Here is a 26,911-nt window from a genome sequence, read left to right as displayed (position 1 = left end):
TTTATAACATTTTTTAACTGAAACAATGTAGTTAAGAGATCTGCTGAAGGTATTCTCCGGGAGTTATATTTTCATTCTTTTTAAAAACTCTATAAAAGGTTGCTTTGGATTTAAAACCTGATTCCTGAGCAATACTAAATAGATCAAACTTTGAAATATCTTCATTTTTAATCCGATTTTTAAAATCGTTGATTCTATAGTTATTAATTAAATCTTGAAATTTATCAAATCCTTGATCTTTAATAAATTGGCGTACCATCGATCTATTTATCTGGTAATTATGAGTGAAGCTATCTAATGTAAGGTTAGGATCGATATAAACTCTGTCAACATTCAGTAATTTTTTGATGGTTACATAGTCTACAGTGATTTTTCTTTGTTGTTTATGGATGTCTATATTGAGAAAAGTTCTTTTAAACCAATTGATTTCAGTAAAGGCATAAAAAATATAGATAAAAGAAAGAATTATAAATAAAGGAACAATAATATAATCATAAGCCGGAACAGAAAACTTTAGATATAAATCATTTAATATAGGATTATCTAATATATCATTAATAAGAACTATAAAAATGATTAAAGCTTTAAACAAAATATAGGCGTTTACAGAAATGTAAAAGAACTGAAATCGCAACCTGGGATAAGGCCTTAGTTTTTCCTTTAGTAGGTTTTTAAATAACAAGATCCCTTTAAAAAAATAAACAACACTAAAAACAATGATGGTTACTAAATAGAACGGAAGGATATCGGTACGACTATCTCTAAAAAATAAAAGCCCAGAGAAATGTAAAATCAAATACACTCCAAAAGCCAAAAAAATATGATTTAAATAATTCTTCTTTAATTTTTCTTGACCAGTAAGTAAATAAGTATACAAAAGAGGTGCATACAACATATCATGAGGTCCTCCTAATAAGCAATATAAGGCAGATCCATCAATAGACTCCCAAAAAGCTCTTTTAAGAAGAGAAAAGAGGATAAGAAAGCAAAAAACGCCTAGGATTTTATTACGTTTTTTATGCTGAAAAAGATTTATGATTCCTAAAATAGCTACCTGAAAGGCAATGCATATATAGAATCCGATTAAGATATTTTCCATTTATCAATATTTGAAATAAATATTTTAGAAATATTTCTTGCATCATCAATTCCTCTGTGATGAGTTCCTTCTAAAGTAAGTTTTTCCTTTTTTAAAGCACCACCCATTCCAATAGGCTTATTCAAATTTTTAATATCTGCATATTGATGTTTTAAACTGATATGATTTTTTAGCCAATCTGTATCTAAGCTGTGCAGTTTACAATCTTTTAAAAATTGTTTTTTATCATAAAAACCCCAACTACATAACAGATAAGAATTCTTTAAGTTAATCCATTGTTTAAATGCTTCAATCACGCTTTCATAAGAATCTGCTTTATCAATTTCATTTTGTGTAATAGTGGTTAATTCTATACAAAAATCAGATAATACGGGATTTAGTTTTGGTTTGATAAACGCACAAAATTCGCTTACTATTTTACCTTCGGCATTAATTTTTAATGCTCCGATTTCAATAATTTCAGATTGTTTCTGAATACTTCTGTCTTTCCAACAAGTGGCTTCTAGATCTAATATGATATAATTCATTTGTTTATCAATATATAAAATGTAAGTTTTACCTCTTGTATTTTTACAGATAAATCATCTGTTTTTATTTTAGATAAGATTCTTTTAAATATTTCAAAAAGACCTCAAGAACCAAAACAAATAATTATTTTGTATTTTAAATACCCTCATAGATAAAAGATGGTTGTTTATCTACAAAAATATGCTGTTTAGGAGATAAATTTAAGATCAAAAGAAATGTTCGTTATTTTGAATTTTTCTGATAAAGACATCTAATTTTAGCTTATGAACTTTAATAAATTATATGTAATTCTATTGATTCTTGTTTTTTCTAACTGTTCTAAGCAACAGACTAAAGAAAATTTGGAGATATCAAAAAACGAACCCCTTACATTATTTGAAATAATTCCCCAATCTCACAGTAACATTAGTTTTAAGAATGAGGTTAAGGAGACTCTGTATTTTAATTTTTTAAATTATTCATATATCTATAATGGTGGAGGTGTAGCTGTAGGAGATATTAATAATGATGGCTTGGAGGATCTATATTTTAGTGCTAATCAGGGGAAAAACAAATTATACCTTAATAAAGGAGATTTCATTTTTGAAGATATTACTCAAAAAGCTGGAGTATTTGATGAAGAAGGCTGGTCAACCGGAGTTTCTATGATTGATATTAATGCAGATGGATGGATAGATATTTATGTTTGTAAGTCGGGATCACTTAGAAATAATGAAGCGAGAAAAAATAAACTCTATATCAATCAAAAAAATGGAACTTTTGTAGAGAGTGCCAGTCAATATGGCGTTGCTTCAAGTGCCTTTTCTACTCAGGCATACTACTTGGATTTTGATAAAGATGGAGACCTTGATATTTACTTGGTAAATCACCGTCCGGATTTTAATAATAATGTAACGATAGACCCCAGGATTCAATCTGATATTCGTGAAGAAAGTACAGATCAGCTTTTTGAAAATATAGAAGGAAAGTTTAAAGATATTACGCAAAAATCAGGAATATCAAATAAAGCTTGGGGGTTAAGTGCTTCTATAGGAGATTTTAACGAAGACGGATGGCCTGATGTTTATGTAGCTAATGATTTTTTAGAGTCAGACTTTTTATACATTAATAATCAGGATGGAACTTTTTCAAATACGATCCTTGATACCTTTGATCATATAGCTGCAAATAGTATGGGATCAGATTATGCAGATATCAATAATGATTTGAAACCTGATTTGGTAGTATTAGATATGTTATCAGAAGATCACCAGAGAAGTAAGGAAAATATGGCTACTATGAGTACCGAGAACTTTAACCTCTTGGTAAATGCGGGATACCATCACCAATATATGTCTAATATGTTACAGTTAAATCTGGGTAAAGGAGTATATAGTGAAGTAGGACAACTTGCCGGGATTGCAAAAACAGATTGGAGTTGGGCACCATTACTCGCAGATTTTGATAATGATGGATTTAATGATCTTTTTGTTACCAATGGGATCCTTCATGATCTTTCTAATCAGGATTTTAGAAATAAGATGAAGGCTAATATCATGAACCGTAAAAAGGTCACGTTGGATGAAGCGATTGCTATGATGCCATCTACGCAATTAAGTAATAAAATCTTTCAAAATAATGGTGATGTGACTTTTTCGCCAGTAACAAAAGAATGGGGATTAGAACAAAAAATGAACTCTAACGGAGTTGCTTATGCTGATTTAGACAATGATGGAGATCAAGATCTGATTCTTAATAATCAAATGGAAACTGCCAGCATCTATAAAAACAATCAAAATAAGAACTTTATCACTTTCTCTGTGACAGGAGCAAAAAATAACCCAAACAGTATTGGAACAAAAGTTAGTATTTATACAAAAGAAGGTCAACAGTCAAAACAACTTTATCCAGTTAGAGGATTTCAATCATCCGTAAGTCATAGACTACATTTTGGAATAGGAGATATAAATGTTATTGATAGCGTATTAATTGACTGGTCTGAAGGAAAGCATACCAGATTAAAAAGTATTAAAGGAAATCAAATATATAAACTGGCATATAATGATAGCGATTATATAGAAAGTATAACCAAAAGAACTAATGATCAACTTAAAATCATAGATGCAGAGAGATTTGGTATTACCTATAGAAATGTAGAAAAAGAGTTTGATGATTATAAACTTCAATTACTATTGCCTCAAAAACAAAGTGAAAAAGGAAAAGCATTAGCAGTAGCCGATATAAACAATGATGGGAGAGATGATTTCTTTGTAGGAAATGCAAAAGGAGCTGCGGCAGAAGTATATGTTCAGAAGAATGACGGCACTTTTACATTGACAAATCAAACTGTTTTTAGTGATGATAAAAACTATGAGGATAATGATGCCATATTTTTTGATATGGATAATGATGGAGATCAGGATTTATATGTAGCTAGTGGAAGTTATGAAGAACAAGAAGATAGTACCTGGCTTAAAGATCGTATTTATGAAAATGATGGAAAAGGAAATTTTACTAAGAAGAATATACTTCCTGAAATAATATCGGTGACAACAGCTGTCGTTGCAGAAGATTATGACAAGGATGGTGATCTTGATCTTTTTATAGGAGGTAATGTTATTTCGGGGAAATATCCCCAATCATATCCATCTTATTTATTGAAAAATGAAAAAGGCAAATTTATAAATGCTACCAATGAGGATTCTGAAGGTTTCGATAATTTGCATATGGTTAATGACGCTATTTTCTCAGATTATGATCAAGATGGAGATAAGGATTTAGTGGTAGTAGGAGAGTGGATGCCAATTCAGATTTTTAATAACGATAATGGAACATTTACTAAATCCAAAAATGATCTCTTAGATACATATTCCGGATGGTATTTTACCATTGAAGAAGTAGATTTTGATAAAGATGGTGATATGGATTATGTAGTAGGGAATTTAGGTAAGAATAATAAATTCAACCCTAAAAAAGACAAGCCTTTTCATATTTATGCCAAAGATTTTGACAGTAATGGAAGCTTAGATATAGTACTAAGTAAGGAGTCCAAAGAGGGTATTTTACTACCTGTAAGAGGAAAAGAATGTTCATCAGAACAAATTCCTGGACTTAACCAAAAATTTAAAACATATAAAGAGTTTGCTTCAGCATCTTTGTTAGACATTTATGGGAAACAAGATCTTAACGATGCTACTCATTATACGGCTAGCAATTTTGAATCTATAATCCTGATAAATAAAGGAAATGGAGACTTCGATGTAAAAAAGCTTCCTATCCTATCTCAGTATGGACCAACTACAGATATAGTAATATCAGATTTTGACAAGGATGGAAATAAAGATATTTTTGGTTTAGGTTCTATCTATGAAGCTGAGGTAGAGACTGTACGATATGATGCTAATAAAGGATACTTTCTTTTCGGTAAAAATAGAGGATACGAGAATACAAAAAACATTTCAGCGGCCTTACCTAACTTGCAAACCAAAACTGCAGAACTTATTAGTATTGATGCACAGACTTATTTAATGATTGCAAGTAAAAATAATGGATTAAAATTCGTTGAATATACCTTTGATTAAATACAAAAAGAAACCCCGAAAGAAGACCAGCCTTCCATATCGGGGTTCCCAACAATCAAAAACTATATATTTTTATAATTGTGCTCTTTATTAATTACAAGATCCAATGGTTTTCCACCAATGTTCTCCACTTCCAGGAGTAACCCAGATTGGCCCTGTCTGTGCTTCGTATAATGTTCCTTGATATACTACTTGATCTCCTTGATTGTATACCGTAGGATAAGGTTGCCAATTTGCAACTCCACTACAAGAACCTCCACCGCCACCGCCAGAAGATTCTACCGTTATCGATACAGAAGTTGAGGTGGTTGTGCCATTATCATTATCAGTAGCGACAGCAGTTAAATTATAAGTTCCTACTGCTGCATTTGTCCAATTATAAGAATATGGACTGGTGGTATCTTCTCCTAATTTAGTATTACCTTGAAAAAATTCTACTCTGGTAATGGTTCCATCACTATCTGATGCATTTGCTGTAATATTAATCGATTCTCCTTGAGTTGAAGTAGCATTGTTTGTTGGAGTTGTTATGGTAACAGATGGTAATTGGTTATTACCTCCTCCTCCAGAGCCGTCACAGTCTTGTATGTATTCCCAAGGTTGACCTTCTCCGGTATTTGAAGCAGGGATATCACCTTGTGTCCACCATCTTGCTCTGTATAATTTATTTTGATATACAGTTTCCTGATTACCATTGTATGCAGTAGAAGCGTTCCAGGCTGCAGATTCGCAACCGGTACCGTTACCGCCGCCTCCACCTCCGCCATCACCGCCACCGGTGTATGGAGATTCTGGATAATTTTCTGCATTAGCAATTGCTTGTGATTGAGATATACCATTAAGTACCTGACTAGATACATGAAGATATCCATAAGCTGTAGAAGAACTATTACCTAAAAGTAATTGCCAAATCATAATTCCGTCATTTCCGCTGTTAGCATTATTTGATGCAATGTGTGCAGAAAGATCTGCCATATTTTGATAATCGTAAGTATAATATGGCCCCCAAGGTTCATTAGGATAATGAGTACCGGCCGCTATATCAAATCCATATTGATCAGCATAATGTTTGTAGGCATCATACATAATTTTTCTATTAGAAGCGGCTCCTGTATTATATCCTTGATAAGCGATAAGATCAATTTTACTACCTACAGCTTCAATAACAGGGATCATATGTCCTGTTGATGAAAATCCAAATAGACTAATTGCCTGATTAGGAGAAGTAGCATTATGCAAATTAGTATCAGATTCGCCAGTTGCTATATTTCTATTGTTATAAGAATAAGGAGATGAAGGGTCATCATTGTTTAAACCTCCTAAAGCCCCAACTCCTGCAGGTGCACATGCCAATACATATTCTCCTTCTGGCATAATAGCTCTGGAATTATTAAAGAAATCGATAAATCGTTGTACATTGATTGGATCACCTATAGTTTGAAACCCTCCATTAGGCTCAAAATCCCAATCAATACCTTCAAATCCCATATCATCTACTAGATCTTTTATTTGTTGATAATCAATATCATAAGCTGCATCTGTACCCCAATAGGTTTCTCCTCCAACAGACAGAATAACTTTAATTCCTTTAGATTTTAGAACTTCAACAGATTCTCTTAAAGTGGCACCACCATAAGGTGTTTGAATACCAGTATTTGCAATATCTAAAGATCCTTTTTGATAGCGTAAATTAGGTCTTGCAAAAGCTAGAAATACATGAGTTACATGTTCTGGAATATCTCTGAGTTTAGATCCTTGCCCTGTTGTTGTCCAATTTTCTGACCAAGAAGGAAAGTATCCAAGAATAATAGGTTCTGTAAGAGATGATTTATTTATAGATTCTAAAGAATCAGGTTTTTCTGAAACTTCATCCAGAAAACTTTCATTAGTACAGGAAAATAAACAGACCTGTAATAACATGACTACCGTTATTTTTTTTAGTAAGCCCATAATTAGATAATTTATAGTTAAGAGTTTGTGTCATTCATAAGGTGATTTTTCGTTAATGAAAAATCATCGTCTCATCGACTACCTGATAATCTGTATCCGATGCTTTTCTGTATTTTAGTTCTACAGTATTCCAATCTGTAGCCCAACCTTTATATACGTTGTTTAGATAAACTATTTTAAGTTTATGTTTTCCTTTTTTAAGCGCTATTGAACTTTCAATAGGATGTTTTTTTAACGGAGTTTTATAATCGATCAATAATTGATCTGCTATCCATACCTGATCTTGAGCACTTGAGAAATAATAGACTCCATCTTCAGGAATATCTAGGTAGCCATCTAGAAAAACGGCTTTAAAATTATCTTCCATGATCTCATGTCCCCAATGATACGTTGTATTAGCATCTTTTATATTCTTAAGGACAATTGTATTAGCAGTTTTATTATTTTGAATTTCGCTTACATTTTGAAAATAACCTTTCACTTCTTTCATAATAAGACCGTTAGACTTTGCTGAAATACCTTGAGGTTTAATAGGCTCTTCTTTGATAATCTGTAACTTTCTAACTGCGCTGATTTTACCATTATCTAGGACCGAGGCTATTCTTAGATCTGTAGTCTCTTTAAATAGAAGAGGCTCTGTATATGTTTTACTTTCTACAGAAGGATCTTTACCATCTGTTGTATAGATCATTTTTATTGGACGAGTACTGGTAAAAGGCACCGTAACACTATCTACAAATACAATTTTGTTTGATGTTGGTCCTTCTGGTAGAGGTATATGATAATTTACATCTTTACTATCCAATATATTATAAACTCCATCGAGACGAGTTATAAAATCTTCATAATTTTTGTTTTCTAAAGAAGTCCAGGTAGTTTCTGCAATGGCAATAATACGTGGATATAGAAGATATTCTGCAGTTTCTTCATCATAAGCATGTTCGCTCCATAGATTTCCTTGAGCCCCCAGAATATGTTTTTGCTTATCTTTTTTAATAGCTGACGGGATAGGGTCATAATTATAAACCTTTTCTAATGGAGTATATCCTCCAAAGGCTAAGGGTTCGACTTTATGATCTCCTTGATAAAAATTGAGGTATACATATTCTACGGGTGTCATGATTACATCATGTCCTTCATTAGCAGCTTTTATTCCTCCTTCTTCACCTTGCCAGGACATAATATTAGTGGTAGGAGTAATACCTCCTTCTAGTATCTCATCCCAACCGATCATTTTTTTATTATATTTTTTTAGAATTTTTTCTACTCGAGCCATGAAATAACTCTGGATTTCTTTTTCATCTTTTAACCCTTCTTTCTTTTTGAGTTCTTGACAGGCTGTAGAATTTTTCCATTCTTCTTTAGGTACTTCGTCTCCTCCCATATGATAATATTCATAAGGGAATAATTCACTAAGCTCTTTTACTACATCTTCAATAAAAACATATGTTTCTTCTTTTCCGGCGCAGAGAATGTTGGATTCAACACCCCATAAGTTTCGAACCTTGTAATTTTCGGGATGACAGGAAAGCTCTGGATACCCAGCAAGTACAGCCATGGTATGTCCCGGAGTATCAAATTCGGGAATAACATCAATAAACCTTTCTTTGGCATATTGCACGACTTCTTTAATTTCTTCTTGGGTATAATAACCTTGGTATGAAGTACCATCAGGATTTATTCTTTTAGATCCAATGTCAGTCAACTTTGGATATTTTTTTATTTCTATTCTCCAACCTTGATCATCGGTTAAATGCCAATGAAATTTATTGATTTTGAATAGTGCCAGAATATCTAATTGTTTTTTTATAAAATCAATAGAAAAGAAATGTCTTGATACATCTAGATGCATTCCTCTCCAACTAAAACGTGGTTTATCTTCAATATCTAATGCAGGGATATGAAAAGAAGTATTATTGGCTGGTATAGATACTAATTGGAGAACGGTTTGCATTCCATAAAATAACCCCTTATCATTTCCAGCTTTAATGGATATTTTATCGTTTGATATGGAGAGATGATATTCTTCGTTTAAGAACTCCTGTGCAGAATCAATTATAAACTCAATGTTATTTTTTTGGTTTGTTTGATCAGAAACTACCAAATTATAACCGGTAACAGTGTTTATTTTTGCAATAAAGAAATTAACAACGGTACTTGAAGATGCATTGTTATATGTAATTGAAGTATTTTTTTTGACTTCAAAATACCCTTGCTTCTTATTGATTTTAAAAGGTTGGGGAGTTACGCCATAATACCCTTCATTATCTGAATGAGAGGAAATATCAGGTCCTTTACAAGCCATAAAAAATAACATAACGATACTTATAATTCTTAAACTCATTCCTGGTTTTATTTTTAAACTTTTTGATTAATTGTATAGTGAATCAGATGATCAATAGGGTTTTTGATAAAACTTTTAACACGATATCCGTACTCATCTAATACTTGTTTTATAATATCCTGAGAATAATAGGCAACAGATCCTACAAAGTGTACAGGATGCTCTGATAATTCTTTTTTGTATTGAGATAATTGAGTGGTAATAAACTTAGAAATACCTTTATGAAGTAATTCTTCAGCGTATTGATGTCCTCTGTTTTGAAATACAAATTTTGCATAAGTCGCCAGATAAGTATTAGGATAAGAGGTACTGTATAGTTTTTTCAGAAGTTGGTCAAGATCATTTAAGAATTCTTGTTTAAAACTAATGGCCAAATCGATAGGCATTTTATCTAGAAAGTAATCTTTGATTAATTCTTTTCCTAGATAGTTACCACTTCCTTCATCGGCTAATAAATATCCAAGTGCAGGGGATTTTTGTATAACTTTTGTGCCGTCATAATAGCAGCAATTTGCACCGGTACCCAGAATACAGATAATTCCTGGATCTTGTGTAGTTGCATGTACTGCAGCAATAATATCTTCTTCTACAGAAATATGATCTGTATTTTTAAAAACAGATTTTAATAAATCTTTTATTTTTTGTTTTGACTCGTTGGTTCCACATCCAGCTCCATAGAAATGAATATCTTTTATTAGATCATTCTTTCTATTCATAAAATCTGTCTTATTGATAATCTTAAGGATATTATCCTCTGAAAACAATAATGGGTTTATGCCTTCTGTTTTTGTTTTGTGGATATATTGGCCATCAGTATCCGTAAGTACCCAATCACATTTGGTAGAACCGCTATCAGCAACTAAAATCATGACTTACTATTTTAAAATTAGATTGTATTTATTTTTAAGAAGAATAGAGAGGTGTATCAAAAAATAATAGCCCCTCTTAAGGCCCTTTTCAGAGAGAGGGGCTATATAATAAACACTACTTATTAGAAGTTATATCTCTTAAATGCTTCAATAGCTTCATAATCGGCTAATCCAAGTGCGTCGTATAGCTCTGCAGTATTTCGATTTCTTTCGCGAGCTCTAAGCCAAAATTCTCTAGAATCCTCACCTTGAAACATCACTCTGTCTTTTTGAGATTGGTGATATAAAATGGCATTAGTCTTTTTGTTTACTTCATCAGGACTTAAAGGAACAGCCATATCAATTTCTGATACATCCCACTCCTGCCAAGCTCCTCGATAAAGCCATACCCAGCAGTCTTTCATAAAATCCTTTGTTTTTAAATCTTCTAAAGATTTAAAAATAGCATCTAGACATACTTTATGCGTACCATGTGGATCGGCAAGATCACCGGCAGCATATATTTGATGTGGTTGTATCTCATTGATAATATCCATAGTAATTTGGATATCTTTTTCTCCCAGAGGATTTTTCTTGATTTGACCAGTTTCATAAAAAGGTAGGTTCAAAAAATGAACTTTATCATCACCTAGACCAAAATATCTAGTGGCTCCAACTGATTCCATTCTTCGGATTAACCCTTTGATTTGCTGTGCTTCAGAAATATCAATGTCACCAGGTTTTTTTGCTTTTAAGAACTGTATAATTTTTTCAAATGAACATTCTTCGGCATTTTGCTTGAAATTTTGCGCTACTTCTGCAAATTTTAATGCTTCTTCATCATTAACAGCGATATTACCAGAGGTTTGATAAGCTACATGAACATCATGTCCTTGATCGATAAGCCTAAGAAATGTACCTCCCATCGATATCACATCGTCATCTGGATGTGGACTAAAAATTAGTACTCTCTTTTTTGCAGGTAATGCTCTTTCAGGACGATTAGTATCATCAGCATTGGGCTTTCCTCCAGGCCATCCTGTAATGGTATGTTGTAATTTATTAAATATTTTGATGTTAAGATCATAGGAAGATCCTTCTACGGCAAGAAGCCCAGACATTCCATGTTCATTATAATCTTTATCAGTAAGTTTTAATACAGGTTTATTTAATTCCTGACTAAGCCAGGTAACTGCTTTAAATTTTAATTGCTCTGTCCAGATACACTGATCTACCAACCAAGGTGTTTTAACACGAGTTAATTCTGAAGCGGCTTCTGCATCCAGAATAACGGTAGTGTTTTTATGCTCTTGTAAAAAAGAAGCAGGGATATTTGAAGTAATTTCACCTTCTATTGTCTCTTGTACAACGGATGCTTTTTTATGACCCCAAGCTAATAGTATAACTCTTCTAGCTTTCATAATGGTACTTATTCCCATTGTTACAGCTTTTTTAGGTACATTTTCTAACCCGTTAAAATCAGAAGAAGCATCACTTCTGGTCATATGATCAAGGGTAATGATTCGGGTTCCCGAATTAGGGTGAGAACCAGGTTCATTAAAACCGATATGTCCTGTTCTTCCGATTCCTAAAAGTTGAAAATCCAATCCGCCCAATTGTTTGATCTTCATCTCATAATCGATACAGTATTGATCCATCTCTTCTAGAGATATTGTTCCGTCAGGAATATTTACATTTTCAGGATTAATATCAACGTGATCAAAAAGATGTTGATGCATAAAATGATGATAACTTTGCTGATGTTCAGTTTCCATTGGATAATATTCATCCAAATTGAAAGTAACCACATTATTAAAACTAAGATCTCCTGAACGGTATAGATTCACTAATTCTTCATATACCTTTATAGGAGAAGAACCAGTTGCAAGCCCCAAGACACAGGGTTTACCCTCATCTTGTTTTTGTTTAATGAGCCCGGCAATCTCGTGCGCCACTAACTTTGAAGCGTTTGAGGAATCAGAAAATACTTCACTATGAATTTTTTCAAACTTAGTATTTTCAAATTTTCCAACTTGTTTATGTTCAATTTCTTGAATCATTTTTTTAATAGCTTTAGGATCGGTTTTGTCTATTGTCTGCATAAATCACTCTTGGTAAAAAGTGATAAACAAAACAAATACGCTTTGTTTATCACTTATAGATTCGCTAATTCGTTAAAAATTACTATTGGTATCCCACCATAATCGAGTACCGGCATTATCGGCTCCTCCAAGTTTGGTGATGGCACCTGCTACACCATCAGGGTTTTGGGCTTTTTCATTAGCCGTAAAAGGCAATCTTCTTATTTGAATGTTAGTATCAACTGTTCCTCCACTTTGATTACTAACTACTGGAAATATTCTAGGATATCCTGTTCTTCTAAATTCACTCCATGCCTCTTGTCCATCAGGATATACTGCGATCCATTTTTGAGTAATGATTCTCTCAAGTTTGGTTTCGTTAGTATCTCCGTCGTTCCAGGCAATAGTAATAGAACTTGCAGCAGCAATATTATTTGCAGCTGTAACAGGGTCTACATAATCTATTGGTACTGAAGTGTTGTCTGCAATATATGCTGCAGATGCACTGATACCATATTGGCTCATTGAAGTAGAAATACCACTTTCATAGTTACTTCTTGCATCTCCGGCTCCAGCCCATCCTCTTAGTGCAGCCTCTGCTCTTAAGAAATATACTTCTGCTGCAGTCATTAATTGAACTTGTGTAGTATTTATAACATCTCCACCAAGCTCAGAAAAACCAATATAATCTGCTTTTTGTGCTAATTCTTCTGGGTACCCAGGTAATAAAGGAAGTCCATTTCTAATACCTTTATATTCACCGGCATAATCTGCGGATTCTCCAAAATAGTTTCCAATTCTTGGGTCGTCATACCCTACTAGGATAGACTCCATCGAAGCATTCATACGGATATCTCCCCAAGAGCTATTGATTGTTTGTAATGGATGAGATTGAGAACCATTGATTACAAAATTATCTTCATTACTTTCAATTAATCCAATTGGATTACTTAAAGCTTTTTCTGCTTCAAGTTGAGCTTTTGCAGGATCTGCCATTGCTATTCTGGTAGCTAATCTAAGACGTAAAGAGTTAGCAAATCGAACCCATTTATTATAATCTCCCCCATATACAAGGTCAAAAGAAACAAATCGTTGACTGTCTAAATCCTGAGATAATGTTTCTACAGCAAGATCAAGATCTGCAAAAAATGCAGTATAAGCTTCTTGCTGAGAGTCATAAGAACTTGTTGTTTCAGATTCTCCAAATTGAGTATACACGATTGGTCCGAAAATATCAGAAACTCTATGCATTGCTGTAACCTTAAGAATTAATGACACCGCATAAAGGGTTGGAAAATCTTCTCTTCCTCTTTCTTCAATTTTTTGTGCATTATTCATGACATTCGTATACGCAACATCCCACGGAAAGTTATTCCATCCGTCAACTAGGGCATATGTTGTGTTATTTGCTCCTGCAACAAATGGCCTTGGATTGGTCATATATCCAGAATATATATCAGCATTCAAGTTTTGCTGCAGCTGGTAAGACCATTCTGGTCTGTATTGATAGATGTTCTGAAAGATAGGAGAATAAAAAGCTCCGATAATCTGAAAATCTTGCTGTAAAGATTCATCAGACGCATTCAGCGTATCTGTATTAAGTTCGTCAAAATTATCAGTACACGCAACGATACTTATCATTACTACTGAAAGAGACATTATATATTTCGCAATTCTTTTCATCATAGCGTTTTTTAAAAAGTTAATTGAATGTTTAAACCATAACTCCTTGTTGAAGGAGCTCCAAAGGCATCTATTCCTTGTAAACCATTAGCGGTACTCAAAGAAATATTAGGGTCATATGGCGCATCTTTATAGAAAAAGAATAAATTACGCCCAATTAAAGAGGCTCTGGCACTGTTAAAGAAAGAACTCTCTCCCAGTTTAAAATCATATCCTATAGCCATTTCTGCCAAACGAATGTTGGTTGCACTATAAACATATTCTCCTGTAAAACCATTTCTACCTCCGATAGCTCTATAATAATCAGCTTCTGGGATCGATCTTGCAGTACCTGTCGAGTTTACTACTTCGATAGTTCCAGTTCCAGAAGTTCGCTCAGTATTACTACTTCCTCCTTCTACAATAGCTTCAGTTAAACTCATTACTTCACCACCAAATTTTCCATCAATTAAGAAAGTAGCATTCCAGTTTTTATAACTAAAAGTATTACTCCATCCTAAGGTCCAATCAGGATTTGCATTTCCTACAAATTCTAATCCGTTAAAAGCATCTGGGTTGTTACTTTCTACAGGAACTAAAGCTCCTGAACCAGCATCCTCATCAACTACAGGTCTTCCACTTGCATCTCGTTGTATTACTCTGGCATAGATATCACCAAAAGATCCACCTTCACGAATATATAGTGCATATGAGTTAACACCTTGTCCAGTTAGAGTAAATAATCCATTAGGTAACTCGTCTGGTAATTCTTTGACAGTGTTGTCATTAAGTGCAAAGTTAAGATTTGTTTCCCAAGAAAAATCATCTGTCTTTACTGGTTTTGCAAATAATCCTACTTCAAAACCTTTATTTTCTATATCCCCAGCATTAATACTTCTTTGAGCTGAACCTGTAGAGGTTGCAACAGAAATGATCATAAATTGATCTTCTGTATTGGTTTTGTAGTATGAGAAGTCAAATCCAAGACGGCCTTGTAAAAATCTCCACTCAGTACCTAATTCTATTGATTTTTGAGTTTCAGGTTTTAGCTCTCCAAGTGGAAGCACAGGCTCCGCAGGAGAAAGACCATTTCCGAACAAGATCTGATTGGTAGGATTTGCAAGATTTGCAGGGATATCATTACCTACTTCTGCATAAGATGCTCTTATTTTACCTAAAGACACATGCTCTCCTAAATCAAATATTTCACTAAGCAATCCAGTTACCCCAAAAGAAGGGTAGAAAAATGAGTTGTTTGAAGAAGGTAATGCCGAAGACCAGTCATTTCTTCCTGTTACATCAAGAAATACCATATCCTTATATCCTAATTGCGCACTAGCGAATAATGATTGTACTTCTTTTGTAGAACTAGTTTGATTAAAAGAAACTCCAGGATTAGCTACAAAATTTTGTACCGAGAATATATTAGCAAACTGAAGACCTCCAGTAGTTCCTGAATCCGCGGTAAAAGCGTCACTTGTTGTTCTATTGATACTAGATCCTAGGTTTGCAGTAAAACTTAAATCTTCATTAAAGTTAGTATTTACTGTAGCAATTAAATCTCCATATAATTGAAGTGCGTCTGCTTCATTAAGAATATAACGCCCATTTAAAGGAGCTAAAGTAGCTTCTGTAGTTGCAAAAATATCTCTTTCAAAAAGATATGTAGATCGGTCATAACTTCCTCTGGTTTGAAGACTTAGCCAATCATTAACTTTAAACTGTAATGCAAGAGCAGCTACTAGTTTTTGATTTCTATCTTCAGACTTGTTTCTGTTTAAAATCCAATAAGGATTTTGCTCGGTATCAAATGTACCTCTCCACCATCTTTGTGACTGAATATTTCTGTTTGGATCTAATTCTTCAAAATTTTCATATTCAGAAAGTCTTTCTCCAGGAGAAGCAAAGTTATAAACCCCTGTTAGTGGATTAAAATAAAGTCCAGAGATTGGTCTGTTTACTACGCTTTGTGTTGATAGTAAAACGCTTCCATCAATACTTAATCTGTTATCAAAAAGCTTTGCAGTCTCTCTAAAGTTTACTGTATGTTTCTTAACAGTGTTTGTTGGCATTACTCCATCTGCAAACGTATTAGAATATGAGAAATAAGATTGAGCTTTTTCTGTACCTCCAGAAACTGAAAGTGAATTAATATTAGTAATTCCCGTTTGGAAAAAATCATCTACATTACTTTCGGTTTCACTATTAAAATCAAGTAAATATGCTGCTTGATCAATAGTTACGTTTGATGAGAAGTCTACTTTAAATGCTCCTTCTTTTCCTTTTTTAGTAGTAATTAAAATTACCCCGTTAGAACCTTGACTACCGTATAATGCAGATGCAGATGCACCTTTTAATACTGTAATACTCTCAATGTTGTCTGGATTTAATAAAGCTAAAGCATCTCCTCCATCTCTGTTTCCACCATTAATATCACCAAAAGTACTATTAGGCTGTGTTGGGCTTGGATTGGATAAAGGTATCCCATCGATCACATATAATGGTTGGTTATTACGTGTTGAGGTATTTCCTCGAAGTGTTACCTTTACAGAACCTCCTACACCCGAAGAACTTCTATTAATAGAAACCCCAGAAATCCTACCCGATAAATTGTTTATAGGGTTGGCATCTTTAACTCTTGTAATGTCTTCGGCTTTTATATCCTGAGCCGCGTACGTAAGTGTTTTTCTTGATTTTTTAATCCCCAATGCGGTAACTACCACATCTTCTAATTGTTCAAGATCTTCATCTAATTGAACATCAATTGTAGTTTGTGTTCCTACAATTACTTCTTTAGTTTTCATACCTAAATATGAAATTTGCAAAACATCTCCTTGAGAAGCTGTAATTGTATACTTCCCGTCAAAATCTGTTTGTGCTCCGTTTGCTGTTCCCTTTACTATAATATTTACTCCTGGCAGTGGCACCCCATCAGAAGCTGCAGTTACCGTACCTGTTATTTGGGTCCCCTGCCCAAAACTTAGTATGGTAAATAATAAAAAAATAGTAAGTGTTAATTTATGTTGTTTCATACTACTATGGTTTGTTGAATTGAGTCCAAAGTAATTTATTAGGGTTTTATTAAAATTTTTTTTAGACGAACAACACCATTTCAATTACAATCGACACAGACTTAAAGATATCTGTTTTTTTGAAAATACGATATTGTCGAATTTTTTGTTTTTCTCTGCAAATAGCCTTACATTTTTCCGAAATTTTTGTTAAAAACCAATGATTAGGGTTGTAATTTTAATGATTTTACAAAAGGGAAAACTAAGGTGAAAAGAACTATAAAACGAAAATATCATCTGTATTTTTGGATATTTTATTTTTTATTTAATGTAATTCGATGGGGGAGTTATTTTAATGATTATTGGTATTCAATAAAATCAAATCTTGTTGAATTTCCGCTTCATATAGTATTGGTGTACTTTAATATCTATTACCTAGTTCCTAAGTTTATATTAAAAAAGAAGTATGTCTATTACATTATCTTCTTGCTGATGTCATTGGGAGTTCATTATTTACTTAGATCTGGATTAAACCTTTTATTAGTTGCAGAGGATATATGGCCAGAAGTTGAAGGTAGATTGGATCCTTTTGGGTTTAATCACATTGTAGCAGTTATTATTGGAGAATTATATGTAATAGGATTAACAACCGCAATAAAATTTACCGTTGATTTTGTTATTGTCGAAAATAAGAACCGTCATCTTAGAGAATTACAGTATAAAACAGAACTTAAATATTTAAAAGCACAGATACAACCACATTTCTTTTTTAACACACTCAATAGTTTATATTCTTTAACAATAAAAAAATCTGATTCTGCACCTAGTTTGGTTTTAAAACTATCTAACTTTATGCGATATGTAATATATGAAACCAGTAAAAAGAAACTTGCTTTACTAGATGTGATCAATCATATTGATAATTATATAGAATTGGAGAAAATGCGATACGGTAATCGTGTGACTTCAGAAGTAGATATTACTGGTAACATTGATGACGTAAAAGTTGTTCCTATGTTATTTTTACCGTTCATTGAGAATGCATTTAAACATGGTTTGGCTAATACGGATCATATGGAACTGCTGATCTCTTTTGAAAGGAAAGAGGATGAATTGATTTTTATTTCAAAAAACAATTTTGAAGAAGATCCTGAAAATGGGAGAGTTAATGGTATAGGAATAAAAAATGTAAAAAGAAGATTAGAACTTTTATATCCAAAAAACTTTACGTTAGATATTTCTAATAAAAACAATGAATATTCAATTTTACTTAAAATCCCCATCAAATGATTATAAAATGTATCATAATTGATGATGAACCTTTGGCTATTGAAGTTATTGATTCTTTTATAAAAGAATTCAAAAATATCGAAATTGTCGACACTTTTAAAAGCCCTATTGAAGCACTTCCGATACTGGAGCAGGGAGATATCGATGCTATTTTTCTGGATATTAATATGCCAAGAATGAATGGATTAGAATTTCTTAAAAGCTTACATGAGTATCCGCAGGTTATTATAACCACCGCATATAAAGAATATGCTTTAGAAAGTTATGAGTTAGAAGTTCTGGATTATCTGGTCAAACCTATTTCTTTTAATAGATTCTTGAAATCGGTAAATAAACTTACAGCCAGGTTGATAGAAATTAAAAAATTACAACCTTCAAGAGAACATATACAACCACCACATATATTTTTAAAAGTTGATAAAAAGTTGGTAAAAATCCTTCTGAGCGATATTCTTTTTATCGAGAGCCTTAAAGATTATATACGGGTAAGTACACTTGAAAGTACATTTATGTCTCATAAATCTTTAACAAGTATTAGTGAAGAGCTTCCTTCAGAGAATTTTATTAGAATTCATAAATCATACGCAATAGCTATAGATAAAGTGAAATCTATAGAAGGAAATCTTGTAGAGATTGGAGAAAAAAGAATCCCTATAGGCAGAAATTATGCCAGTCACGCAAAACAACGAATATTAAATAATAAAGGAAACTTATTAAATAAAAAGTAAGAATGGAACTCAAGACATTAGATTATTCTATCATCATATTTTTTTTCTTAACCACCTTATTCATAGGATTAATTGTTGCCAGAAAATCTGGTAAGAATACTTCTGAATATTTTTTATCAGGGCGTAACATGCCTTGGTGGCTACTTGGTTTTTCTATGGTAGCTACTACATTTTCTACAGACACGCCTAATCTTGTAACTGATATTGTAAGACAAAACGGTGTTTCTGGTAATTGGGTGTGGTGGGCTTTCTTATTAACGGGGTTACTTACTGTATTTATCTATGCCAGATTATGGAGACGATCCAATGTAAATACCGATATGGAGTTTTATGAACTTAGGTATTCAGGAAAATCTGCTAGGTTTCTTAGAATGTTTAGATCAGTATATCTAGGTTTTATATTCAATATACTTGCTATGTCTGGAGTTACCTTGGCAGCTATAAAAATTGGTCAAGTAATGCTTGGGTTATCTGCTTTTGAAACGGTGGGGTATGCTGCTGCTGTAACACTAATATTTAGCGCATTAGGAGGTTTTAAGGGTGTTGTGTATTCTGATTTTTTACTGTTTTTTGTAGCGATGGCCGGTGCAATTGGGGCTTCTTATTACTGTGTTAACCTTCCTGAAGTTGGTGGAATAGAGAATTTGATGTCTCACCCTAATGTAAAAGATAAACTATCTCTTATTCCTAATATTGATGACAAGAATGCTTTAATTACATTACTGATTATACCGCTTGCGATACAATGGTGGAGTTCTTGGTATCCGGGAGCAGAACCTGGAGGAGGAGGATATATTGCACAGAGAATGCTTGCTTCTAAAAATGAAAGCCATGCGATAGGTGCTACATTCTTTTTTAACATTATGCATTATGCATTAAGACCTTGGCCGTGGATTATAGTGGCATTAACGTCTTTGATTGTTTTTCCAGATCTTATGAGTTTACAAGAAGCATTTCCTGGAATAACTGAAGATAAACTAGGGCATGATCTTGCATACCCAGCAATGTTGACAAAATTACCTACAGGTCTTTTAGGTTTAGTTGTGGCTTCTTTGATCGCTGCATATATGTCTACAATCTCAACACATTTAAATTGGGGAGCTTCTTATTTGGTGAATGATGTCTACAAGCAGTTTGTAGATAAAGATGCATCAGAAAAAAAATTAGTATCAGTGGGTAGAATAGCTACAGTTTTATTAATGGTGATTAGTACATTGATAGCTTTAGCGCTTACCAATGCGGTTCAAATATTTAAGTATATTCTTATGTTTGGTGCTGGTACAGGACTCATCTTTATTCTAAGATGGTTTTGGTGGAGAATTAATGCCTGGAGTGAGATTTCTGCTATGTTTGCATCTGGTATTATATCTATTCTTGTTAGCATTTCATCAATAAATAAAGCTCTTTTTGGAGCTAGCACTGATGCTGGATTTGAAGAAGGAATATTTCCTGATTGGTTTGAGTTTCCTTTTGTTGTATTTATAACCAGTATTATTTGGTTATCTGTTACCTTTTTGACTAAACCAGATTCTGACAAGAAACTTTTTGACTTTTATAAAAAAATACAACCTGGAGGGCCTGGTTGGAAAAGTATTCTTAATAAGGCAAAAAATCAAAATGTTGAAATTGTTACTGATAAGGAGAAATGGATGGTTCCTTCTGGATTATTGGCAATGGTTTTAGGATGTGTTCTGGTATACGGAGCACTATTCGCTACAGGAAACTGGATCTACGGTAATGTGACAGATGCTTCTATTCTTACTGTTGTTGTTCTTATTGCGGCATTCTTTTTACTTAAATTATGGAAACGAATAGGTAAAACCCTTGTATCTTAAATAATATGAAACGGGTACAATCGGTAGATTTTTTGAGAGGATTAACCATACTTTTAATGATCCTGGTAAATACTCCTGGAAATTGGTCGTATGTATATACTCCTCTTTTACATGCTGATTGGAACGGATTGACTTTAGCAGATTTTGTATTTCCATTTTTCTTATATATTGTAGGGATCTCAATTTCTTTTGTATATAGATCCAAGCAAGGTGGTATTAATACTTATAAGAAAATATACATAAGAAGTGCAAAACTTATTGGCCTTGGATTGTTACTCAATGTATTTTTACCTTATTTCCCGTTTATAAATATTGAATCTATAAGAATACCAGGTGTATTACAACGTATAGGGATCGTATTTTGTATAACCTCTATTCTATACCTGAATTTTAATAAAAAAACATTGTTCTGGATAGGAACAAGTATTCTAATATTATATTGGATATGGCTTTCATACATTCCTCTGCCGGATGGGGGTTTTCCTACTTTAGAAAGAAGTGATCATAATTGGGCGAATTACCTAGATTATCTTATGTTAAAAGGACATACTTGGAAACCAGATTATGACCCAGAAGGAATATTAAGTACATTACCAGCTATTGTTTCTGCAATTGCCGGAACATTTATTGGTGAGATTTTAATAAGTAATAAAAATAACAAGTTACGCAAGTTTATATTTATAGGAAGTATAATGCTACTAATTGGATATTTATGGAGCATTATATTTCCTATCAATAAGGCGTTATGGAGTAGTAGTTTTGTACTTGTAACATCTGGATATGCAACTCTTTTGTTAGGAGTATTACACTACTTAATGGATAACAAGGAATTAAATTTTGGGAACATTGTAAAATATGTAGGCGCAAATGCGATCATTATTTATTTTTTATCAAGCCTTCTTGCAAAATCATTTTATCTGATCGAAGTAAAAGAAGGTATAACAATTCACCAATGGATATTTGAGAATATCTTTGTTTATAAATCAGTTAGTCTCTATTTTTCATCTTTTATATATGCTGGTTTTGTAGTGGTATTCTATACGATACTAGCGTATTATTTATATAGAAAGAAAATATTCTTCAAAGTATAGTTTATTTAAAGAACTAAGATTCATTAACATTGGTCGCAGAGAGCCCTGTATAGGTTTCTACTAATTCAAAAGTTACTTTTGTTCCTGGTCGAATTGTACGATAGCCAGTGCCTGGGATAGCTGTAAAATTAAAGAAGACAGATTCTTTTATATTTTTTGTTTTAATATATCCATTTCCGGTTCTGAGATCAAAAGATTCTATTATTCCTTCTAATAATGGATTACTTGATTTGTTCAGTTCTGTGTTGTGCCAGGTTTGTTGAGGAATGCGAATTTTCTTTACATGGGAGGTGTTAAAGGCTTCATAACTATAGTAATCCATTTCTTGCATAATTGCTCTTAGATCCTGTCTTAGCTCTTCGATGGTTGGTCTTCCTACAAAATACCAACCGTTATAAACTTTATGAATTTTGAGATCAGGTTTTAAAACAAAGGTAAAGGGAAGTGATCGATATGCATATTCACCTTCGGTTTCATCCAAAATATGGAGTTGTTTGATTAATTGACGATCTACATCAGAAAAAAAAGTCCATTTAACGTCGAGCCCTGCTCTAAAAGCACTAGATATAATAGGTTCATCTGCACTGATAGAGACTATATTGCAGAAGTTTACTCTAAGCTCATCTTCAAATTCTTGAAGCATTCTAAATTGTTGTTGATCTCTGGGGCAAAAAAAACCTCTCGAAAAAATAACAATAATAGGATAGCCATTTTTAAAACCATATCTTTTATCAGCTTCACTTTGTTTAGTGAATGATGATAATTTTTTGAGTTTTCCATTATGATCAGGAAGTTCAAAATCTGGAAATGTATCTTTTGGTTGTAAGGTGTTGGGCATTATAGTAAAGGTTTTAAATCGTGTAGAGCGGTTGGAATTAATTCTGAAACAGTAGGGTGAATGTGTACTGCTCTTGAGATAACAGTATACGGAGCATCTGCATACATTATATCTAATAAGGAATGGATAATCTCATCACCTTCGATACCTAGAATAGAAGCACCAAGAATTTTTTTGGTTTCTGCATCTACAAGAATTTTAAGAAACCCGTGTGATTCTCCTTTTTCTTTAGCTCTGGCAATGCGTTTCATAGTCCTGGTTGTAATCAAGGCTTTTTTACCAGAAGCTCTTACCTGTTCTTCTGTCATCCCTATTCTTGCTAGAGCTGGGTCAATATATAATCCATAACAAGGAATTCTATCACTCACTTTCCTTGGATCGTTATCAAACAAATTAGCAGCTACTATTTCAAAATCATTATAGGCAGTATGTGTAAAAGCACCTTTTCCGTTACAATCTCCAAGAGCCCAAATACCTTCTACGTTTGTTTTTAAAGTATCGTCAGTTTCAATAAATCCACGAGTATTTAATATGACATCTGTATTTTCAAGACCCAAATCATCTGTATTAGGTATGCGCCCCACGGCAAGTAATAAATGTGACCCCTTAACTGTAGGATCTCCGTTTTGGCAATCCACCTGAACCACTACCTTATCATTTTCCATTTTTCCGCTTAAACAGGTAGCTCCTAATCTAAGGTTGATATCTTCTAATTCTAATATCTTTTTAATTTCATCAGATACATCCTGATCTTCTCGTTTGACTAAACGATCTCCTTTTTCAACAATGGTAACTTTACTCCCAAATCGTTTAAACATTTGTCCAAATTCAAGTCCAATATAACTACCTCCAATAATAATTAGATGCTCAGGTACGTAGTCTAAATTCATCATATCTGTATTGGTCAATGCATTTACATCTTTATACTCATCAGGAACTCTAGCTCTACCACCTACATTGATAAAGATTTTATCAGCATACAGTAATTGATCGTTAACCTTTATAGTATGATTGTTTTCAAATCTTGCGTGACCTTCATAAACGGTTAGGTTTTCTGTGTTTTTAAGCCATTTTTCTAACCCAGTATTCGATTGATTTACAATCGTATCTTTTCTGGCTTTTACTTTCTTCATATCTACAGAAATTTCGCCATTGATATTGACACCAAACTCTGCAGCTCTTCTAGCAACATGTGCTACTTTAGCACTGGCTACCATAGTTTTGGTTGGTGTACATCCGTCGTTTACACAGGTACCACCAAATTTACCTTTCTCAATGATAGCTGTCTTTAAACCTTCTGCTGCACACCTGGCAGCTAGTGATGGCCCTGCTTGTCCTGTTCCGATAATTATTGCATCAAATTTTTCCATATAGAAGAAGTTTTAAAGTTAGTTTTCAAAGAATCAAAAAGAGTAGAATAAAAGATATAAATTAACTGGTAACCTTATATACTCAAAAATATAGAAGTTTTTTTACTAATGATAGGACTAATGATTATAGATATGTTAAAGAATAGTCTAAAAGAGAGTTTTAATTGTATTTAACTGTTGGTAAAGAATTTTGTAGATGATCTTAATCTTTCATTAATGATCAAAACAAAGTATATTTAGGCCTTAAAAAGAATCTTACCGTAAAAAATTGACTCACAATTTTAAAAAATAAATAACTATGGAGTTATATCCTCTGAAATTTTCGCCTTTATTTAAATATCGTATTTGGGGTGGAGAAAAATTAAAAACAGTTTTAGAAAAGAAATATGAAGAAAACAATATTGGGGAATCCTGGGAGATTTCTGATGTTGAAAATGATGAGACCGTTGTTTCTGAAGGAGATCTTAAAGGATATACTTTAAGGCAACTTATAAAGGAATATAGAGGAGATTTTTTAGGGAATAGTGTTTATGAAATTTTTAAAGAAAAATTTCCATTATTGATAAAATTCATAGATGCACAAAAACCATTATCGATACAAGTGCATCCTGATAATGACTTGGCAAAAGAGAGGCATAACTCATTTGGTAAAAACGAGATGTGGTATGTAATGCAGGCGGATAAAGATGCTAAACTGATTGTAGGATTTAATCAAGAGGTTAATAAGGATTCTTATACAGAATATCTTGATAATGGTAAAGTCTTAGATATTCTTAATGAAGAAGAAGTTGCTTCGGGAGATGCTTTTTATATTCCTACAGGTAGAGTTCATGCTATAGGATCGGGTGTTTTATTGGCAGAAATACAGCAGACCTCAAATATTACATATCGAATTTATGATTATGATAGAGTAGATTCAAAAACTGGAAAAACCAGAGAACTACATACCGAACTAGCATTGGATGCTATAGATTATAGTGTATATGATCAATATAAGACAAATTATACCTTAGAAGAGAATACGACTAATAAATTGATAACGTCTCCTTATTTTAAAACAAACATTTTTAAAATAAAAGATACGTTAGTTAAAGATTATAGTGAAATAGATTCATTTGTGATCTATATGTGTGTTGATGGGAATTTAACACTTACATATGATAACAAAGAGTATTTATTAAAAAAAGGGGAAACTTTATTATTGCCAGCAATAATTAAAGAAGTAGTCTTAACAACAAATACGTTTGCGGATTTTATAGAAGTTACGGTATAGATATAAGTGATTATTATTTTCAACTCAGTAACTAATTTTTCCTATAGTTTTATAAAATTAAGCAGATATAAAATTGACAGAATTTTTAAGAAATAAATAACAAGAAAATAATCATCATTTTGAAGGTTATATTCTTACTTCTTTAAGCGCTCTCTTAGAGGCTTATAAAAAAGGTGAATTTGTACGCAAGTTCACCTTTTTTATACAAGCAATTTGTTAGAAATATATAGATTTGACTACCGTGAAATTGATGGTAATTTATTGTTTTTTAATAAACTACGTGCTTTTGTAAAAAAAGCGACCCCCAGGTTAACTACTCCTGAGGGTCTGAATTGAAACTTAATTATAATATTTAACACAAACTCAACTTATACATAATTATGAACGTTTCAATTTTGCTGTTTTTTTGGTTAGGAATTATGTCGCGAATATAAGCTCAAATCGTTAACTATTTTAACTATTTTTTCAATATAATTAACATTTAACAATCCCTTAATATTCTCCATAAAATCACAATAATTAATCAGCTGATAACCAGCTTTTACTATATATATGACTGTTATTTGGATTAATTGTTACGATATTCTTAATGTATTTTTGGAAAAAAATTAACTCAACGATAATTCTTGTTTCTAAAAATATCAAAGTTCATACCAAATTGTCTTTTAGGGGAGTTTTTTTTTGATCAATTATAATAAAAAAAGACCCTTGGGGTAACTACTTCCCAAAGGTCTTGGCTTGAAACAAATCATACATACATTGTTTTACAAACTCAACTTAGTAGATAGCATATAAAATAGTTTCAATTTTTATTTTGTTATTTCTTTATTGTATAGTAAGGTCAAAAGATTGAGTAATATCTGTATCACCTCCTGCATCTGTCAACGTTCCGTCATTTGGCTTTTTAGGCATGTGACGTAATGTTACAGTTAAATTACCATTACTGGCATCAGTAGTAACTAAGCTAAATGCTAGACCAACAGGGTTTGTACCAGTTAATGGAGGATAATCTGCTTCAGCATCCGTAGCAGTTGCAGTTGCATTAAGTCCACCAGCTACTTCAAAGAAGAATTGGTGCTCATCTGCTTCTTCTTCAATTTCTTCTCTTATATTTTCTGCTGGGGTTTCACTTTCGTTTAATAAAGTAATAGAACCTGTATATGTTGTATTAGCAGTTAAATTTCCTGATATAGTAATGACAGGTGCATTAGGTCCGTCGGCTCCGTCAAGATCAACAGATTTTAATTCTACGGTTTGTGGTCCATTGGTTAATGTGATAGTCATAGTTGTAATCAATTCTTCTTCATTTACAGGGGCTGGATTGTCATCATCGTCAGAACAAGAATACATTAATAAACTTGCGATTGCTAACATTGATAGAAATTTACGTGTGTTCATCATTT

17 protein-coding genes are annotated in these 26,911 nt (G+C 32.8%); 6 read left to right on the top strand and 11 right to left on the bottom strand.

The window, feature by feature from the left end:
* Positions 1-31: 31 nt before the first annotated feature.
* A complete protein-coding gene (locus U0D62_RS06020; RefSeq protein WP_322194513.1) occupies positions 32-1,099 on the bottom strand; it encodes an AraC family transcriptional regulator in 1,068 nt (355 codons plus the stop codon).
* Positions 1,084-1,626 carry a 3'-5' exonuclease gene (locus tag U0D62_RS06015; RefSeq protein WP_322194511.1) on the bottom strand — a complete coding sequence of 181 codons (543 nt, stop codon included), beginning with the start codon at positions 1,624-1,626 and terminating at the stop codon, positions 1,084-1,086. The genes U0D62_RS06020 and U0D62_RS06015 overlap by 16 nt, the downstream gene beginning before the upstream one ends.
* Before the next feature lie 264 nt (positions 1,627-1,890).
* Here U0D62_RS06015 and U0D62_RS06010 point away from each other — a divergent pair, with 264 nt between their 5' ends.
* A complete protein-coding gene (locus tag U0D62_RS06010; RefSeq protein WP_322194509.1) occupies positions 1,891-5,187 on the top strand; it encodes a VCBS repeat-containing protein in 3,297 nt (1,098 codons plus the stop codon).
* 90 nt (positions 5,188-5,277) lie between these two features.
* Here the strand turns inward: U0D62_RS06010 and U0D62_RS06005 are convergent, their stop codons facing one another.
* The 6 genes from U0D62_RS06005 to U0D62_RS05980 form a co-directional block, all read right to left on the bottom strand.
* The gene (locus U0D62_RS06005) at positions 5,278-7,137 is read right to left on the bottom strand and encodes an Ig-like domain-containing protein (protein ID WP_322194507.1); all 1,860 of its coding nucleotides are present in this window, start codon (positions 7,135-7,137) and stop codon (positions 5,278-5,280) included.
* A gap of 52 nt (positions 7,138-7,189) precedes the next feature.
* Positions 7,190-9,481 carry a family 20 glycosylhydrolase gene (locus U0D62_RS06000; protein ID WP_322194505.1) on the bottom strand — a complete coding sequence of 764 codons (2,292 nt, stop codon included), beginning with the start codon at positions 9,479-9,481 and terminating at the stop codon, positions 7,190-7,192.
* Between the two features lie 14 nt (positions 9,482-9,495).
* Positions 9,496-10,350: a BadF/BadG/BcrA/BcrD ATPase family protein gene (locus tag U0D62_RS05995; RefSeq protein ID WP_322194503.1), complete on the bottom strand. Its 855-nt coding sequence runs from the start codon at positions 10,348-10,350 to the stop codon at positions 9,496-9,498.
* A 122-nt stretch (positions 10,351-10,472) separates the two neighbouring features.
* Positions 10,473-12,389: a glucosamine-6-phosphate deaminase gene (nagB, locus tag U0D62_RS05990; protein ID WP_322194868.1), complete on the bottom strand. Its 1,917-nt coding sequence runs from the start codon at positions 12,387-12,389 to the stop codon at positions 10,473-10,475.
* A gap of 114 nt (positions 12,390-12,503) precedes the next feature.
* Positions 12,504-14,093: a RagB/SusD family nutrient uptake outer membrane protein gene (locus U0D62_RS05985; RefSeq protein ID WP_322194501.1), complete on the bottom strand. Its 1,590-nt coding sequence runs from the start codon at positions 14,091-14,093 to the stop codon at positions 12,504-12,506.
* 11 nt (positions 14,094-14,104) lie between these two features.
* Positions 14,105-17,104, bottom strand: coding sequence for a carboxypeptidase-like regulatory domain-containing protein (locus U0D62_RS05980; protein ID WP_322194499.1), 3,000 nt, complete (start codon positions 17,102-17,104; stop codon positions 14,105-14,107).
* Positions 17,105-17,350: 246 nt separating this feature from the next.
* Between U0D62_RS05980 and U0D62_RS05975 the strand changes: the two genes are divergently transcribed.
* From U0D62_RS05975 to U0D62_RS05960, 4 genes are read left to right on the top strand one after another with little or no spacing between them, the layout of a single operon-like run.
* Positions 17,351-18,373 (top strand): sensor histidine kinase, encoded by a 1,023-nt coding sequence (locus tag U0D62_RS05975; RefSeq protein WP_322194498.1) that lies wholly within the window; start codon positions 17,351-17,353, stop codon positions 18,371-18,373.
* A complete protein-coding gene (locus U0D62_RS05970; protein WP_322194496.1) occupies positions 18,370-19,101 on the top strand; it encodes a LytR/AlgR family response regulator transcription factor in 732 nt (243 codons plus the stop codon). The genes U0D62_RS05975 and U0D62_RS05970 overlap by 4 nt, the downstream gene beginning before the upstream one ends.
* 2 nt (positions 19,102-19,103) lie before the next feature.
* Entirely contained in the window at positions 19,104-20,936 is a 1,833-nt protein-coding gene (locus U0D62_RS05965; RefSeq protein WP_322194493.1) for a sodium:solute symporter family protein, read from the top strand.
* A gap of 5 nt (positions 20,937-20,941) precedes the next feature.
* The gene (locus tag U0D62_RS05960) at positions 20,942-22,027 is read left to right on the top strand and encodes an acyltransferase family protein (protein ID WP_322194491.1); all 1,086 of its coding nucleotides are present in this window, start codon (positions 20,942-20,944) and stop codon (positions 22,025-22,027) included.
* A 13-nt stretch (positions 22,028-22,040) separates the two neighbouring features.
* Here the strand turns inward: U0D62_RS05960 and U0D62_RS05955 are convergent, their stop codons facing one another.
* The gene (locus tag U0D62_RS05955) at positions 22,041-22,865 is read right to left on the bottom strand and encodes a redoxin domain-containing protein (protein ID WP_322194489.1); all 825 of its coding nucleotides are present in this window, start codon (positions 22,863-22,865) and stop codon (positions 22,041-22,043) included.
* The gene (locus U0D62_RS05950; protein ID WP_322194487.1) at positions 22,865-24,235 is read right to left on the bottom strand and encodes an FAD-containing oxidoreductase; all 1,371 of its coding nucleotides are present in this window, start codon (positions 24,233-24,235) and stop codon (positions 22,865-22,867) included. The genes U0D62_RS05955 and U0D62_RS05950 overlap by 1 nt, the downstream gene beginning before the upstream one ends.
* 298 nt (positions 24,236-24,533) lie before the next feature.
* On the opposite strand from U0D62_RS05950, the gene U0D62_RS05945 reads away from it, so the two are divergent.
* Positions 24,534-25,508 (top strand): type I phosphomannose isomerase catalytic subunit, encoded by a 975-nt coding sequence (locus tag U0D62_RS05945; RefSeq protein ID WP_322194485.1) that lies wholly within the window; start codon positions 24,534-24,536, stop codon positions 25,506-25,508.
* A gap of 825 nt (positions 25,509-26,333) precedes the next feature.
* Here the strand turns inward: U0D62_RS05945 and U0D62_RS05940 are convergent.
* Positions 26,334-26,906 carry a type 1 periplasmic binding fold superfamily protein gene (locus U0D62_RS05940; RefSeq protein ID WP_322194483.1) on the bottom strand — a complete coding sequence of 191 codons (573 nt, stop codon included), beginning with the start codon at positions 26,904-26,906 and terminating at the stop codon, positions 26,334-26,336.
* Positions 26,907-26,911: the final 5 nt, after the last annotated feature.

The sequence above is a fragment of the Aquimarina callyspongiae genome, from assembly GCF_034322225.1.
Classification (GTDB): Bacteria; Bacteroidota; Bacteroidia; order Flavobacteriales; family Flavobacteriaceae; genus Aquimarina.
Note: the sequence above shows the minus strand (reverse complement) of the source record. Positions and strands in the feature narration are given on the sequence as shown.

What these genes read in the sequence shown, in the direction of transcription:
- U0D62_RS06020 (WP_322194513.1), bottom strand. Translation starts at nt 1,099, where the DNA reads ATGGAAAATATCTTAATCGGATTCTATATATGCATTGCCTTTCAGGTA.
- U0D62_RS06015 (WP_322194511.1), bottom strand. Translation starts at nt 1,626, where the DNA reads ATGAATTATATCATATTAGATCTAGAAGCCACTTGTTGGAAAGACAGA.
- U0D62_RS06010 (WP_322194509.1), top strand. Translation starts at nt 1,891, where the DNA reads ATGAACTTTAATAAATTATATGTAATTCTATTGATTCTTGTTTTTTCT.
- U0D62_RS06005 (WP_322194507.1), bottom strand. Translation starts at nt 7,137, where the DNA reads ATGGGCTTACTAAAAAAAATAACGGTAGTCATGTTATTACAGGTCTGT.
- U0D62_RS06000 (WP_322194505.1), bottom strand. Translation starts at nt 9,481, where the DNA reads ATGAGTTTAAGAATTATAAGTATCGTTATGTTATTTTTTATGGCTTGT.
- U0D62_RS05995 (WP_322194503.1), bottom strand. Translation starts at nt 10,350, where the DNA reads ATGATTTTAGTTGCTGATAGCGGTTCTACCAAATGTGATTGGGTACTT.
- nagB (WP_322194868.1), bottom strand. Translation starts at nt 12,389, where the DNA reads ATGATTCAAGAAATTGAACATAAACAAGTTGGAAAATTTGAAAATACT.
- U0D62_RS05985 (WP_322194501.1), bottom strand. Translation starts at nt 14,093, where the DNA reads ATGAAAAGAATTGCGAAATATATAATGTCTCTTTCAGTAGTAATGATA.
- U0D62_RS05980 (WP_322194499.1), bottom strand. Translation starts at nt 17,104, where the DNA reads ATGAAACAACATAAATTAACACTTACTATTTTTTTATTATTTACCATA.
- U0D62_RS05970 (WP_322194496.1), top strand. Translation starts at nt 18,370, where the DNA reads ATGATTATAAAATGTATCATAATTGATGATGAACCTTTGGCTATTGAA.
- U0D62_RS05965 (WP_322194493.1), top strand. Translation starts at nt 19,104, where the DNA reads ATGGAACTCAAGACATTAGATTATTCTATCATCATATTTTTTTTCTTA.
- U0D62_RS05960 (WP_322194491.1), top strand. Translation starts at nt 20,942, where the DNA reads ATGAAACGGGTACAATCGGTAGATTTTTTGAGAGGATTAACCATACTT.
- U0D62_RS05955 (WP_322194489.1), bottom strand. Translation starts at nt 22,865, where the DNA reads ATGCCCAACACCTTACAACCAAAAGATACATTTCCAGATTTTGAACTT.
- U0D62_RS05950 (WP_322194487.1), bottom strand. Translation starts at nt 24,235, where the DNA reads ATGGAAAAATTTGATGCAATAATTATCGGAACAGGACAAGCAGGGCCA.
- U0D62_RS05945 (WP_322194485.1), top strand. Translation starts at nt 24,534, where the DNA reads ATGGAGTTATATCCTCTGAAATTTTCGCCTTTATTTAAATATCGTATT.
- U0D62_RS05940 (WP_322194483.1), bottom strand. Translation starts at nt 26,906, where the DNA reads ATGAACACACGTAAATTTCTATCAATGTTAGCAATCGCAAGTTTATTA.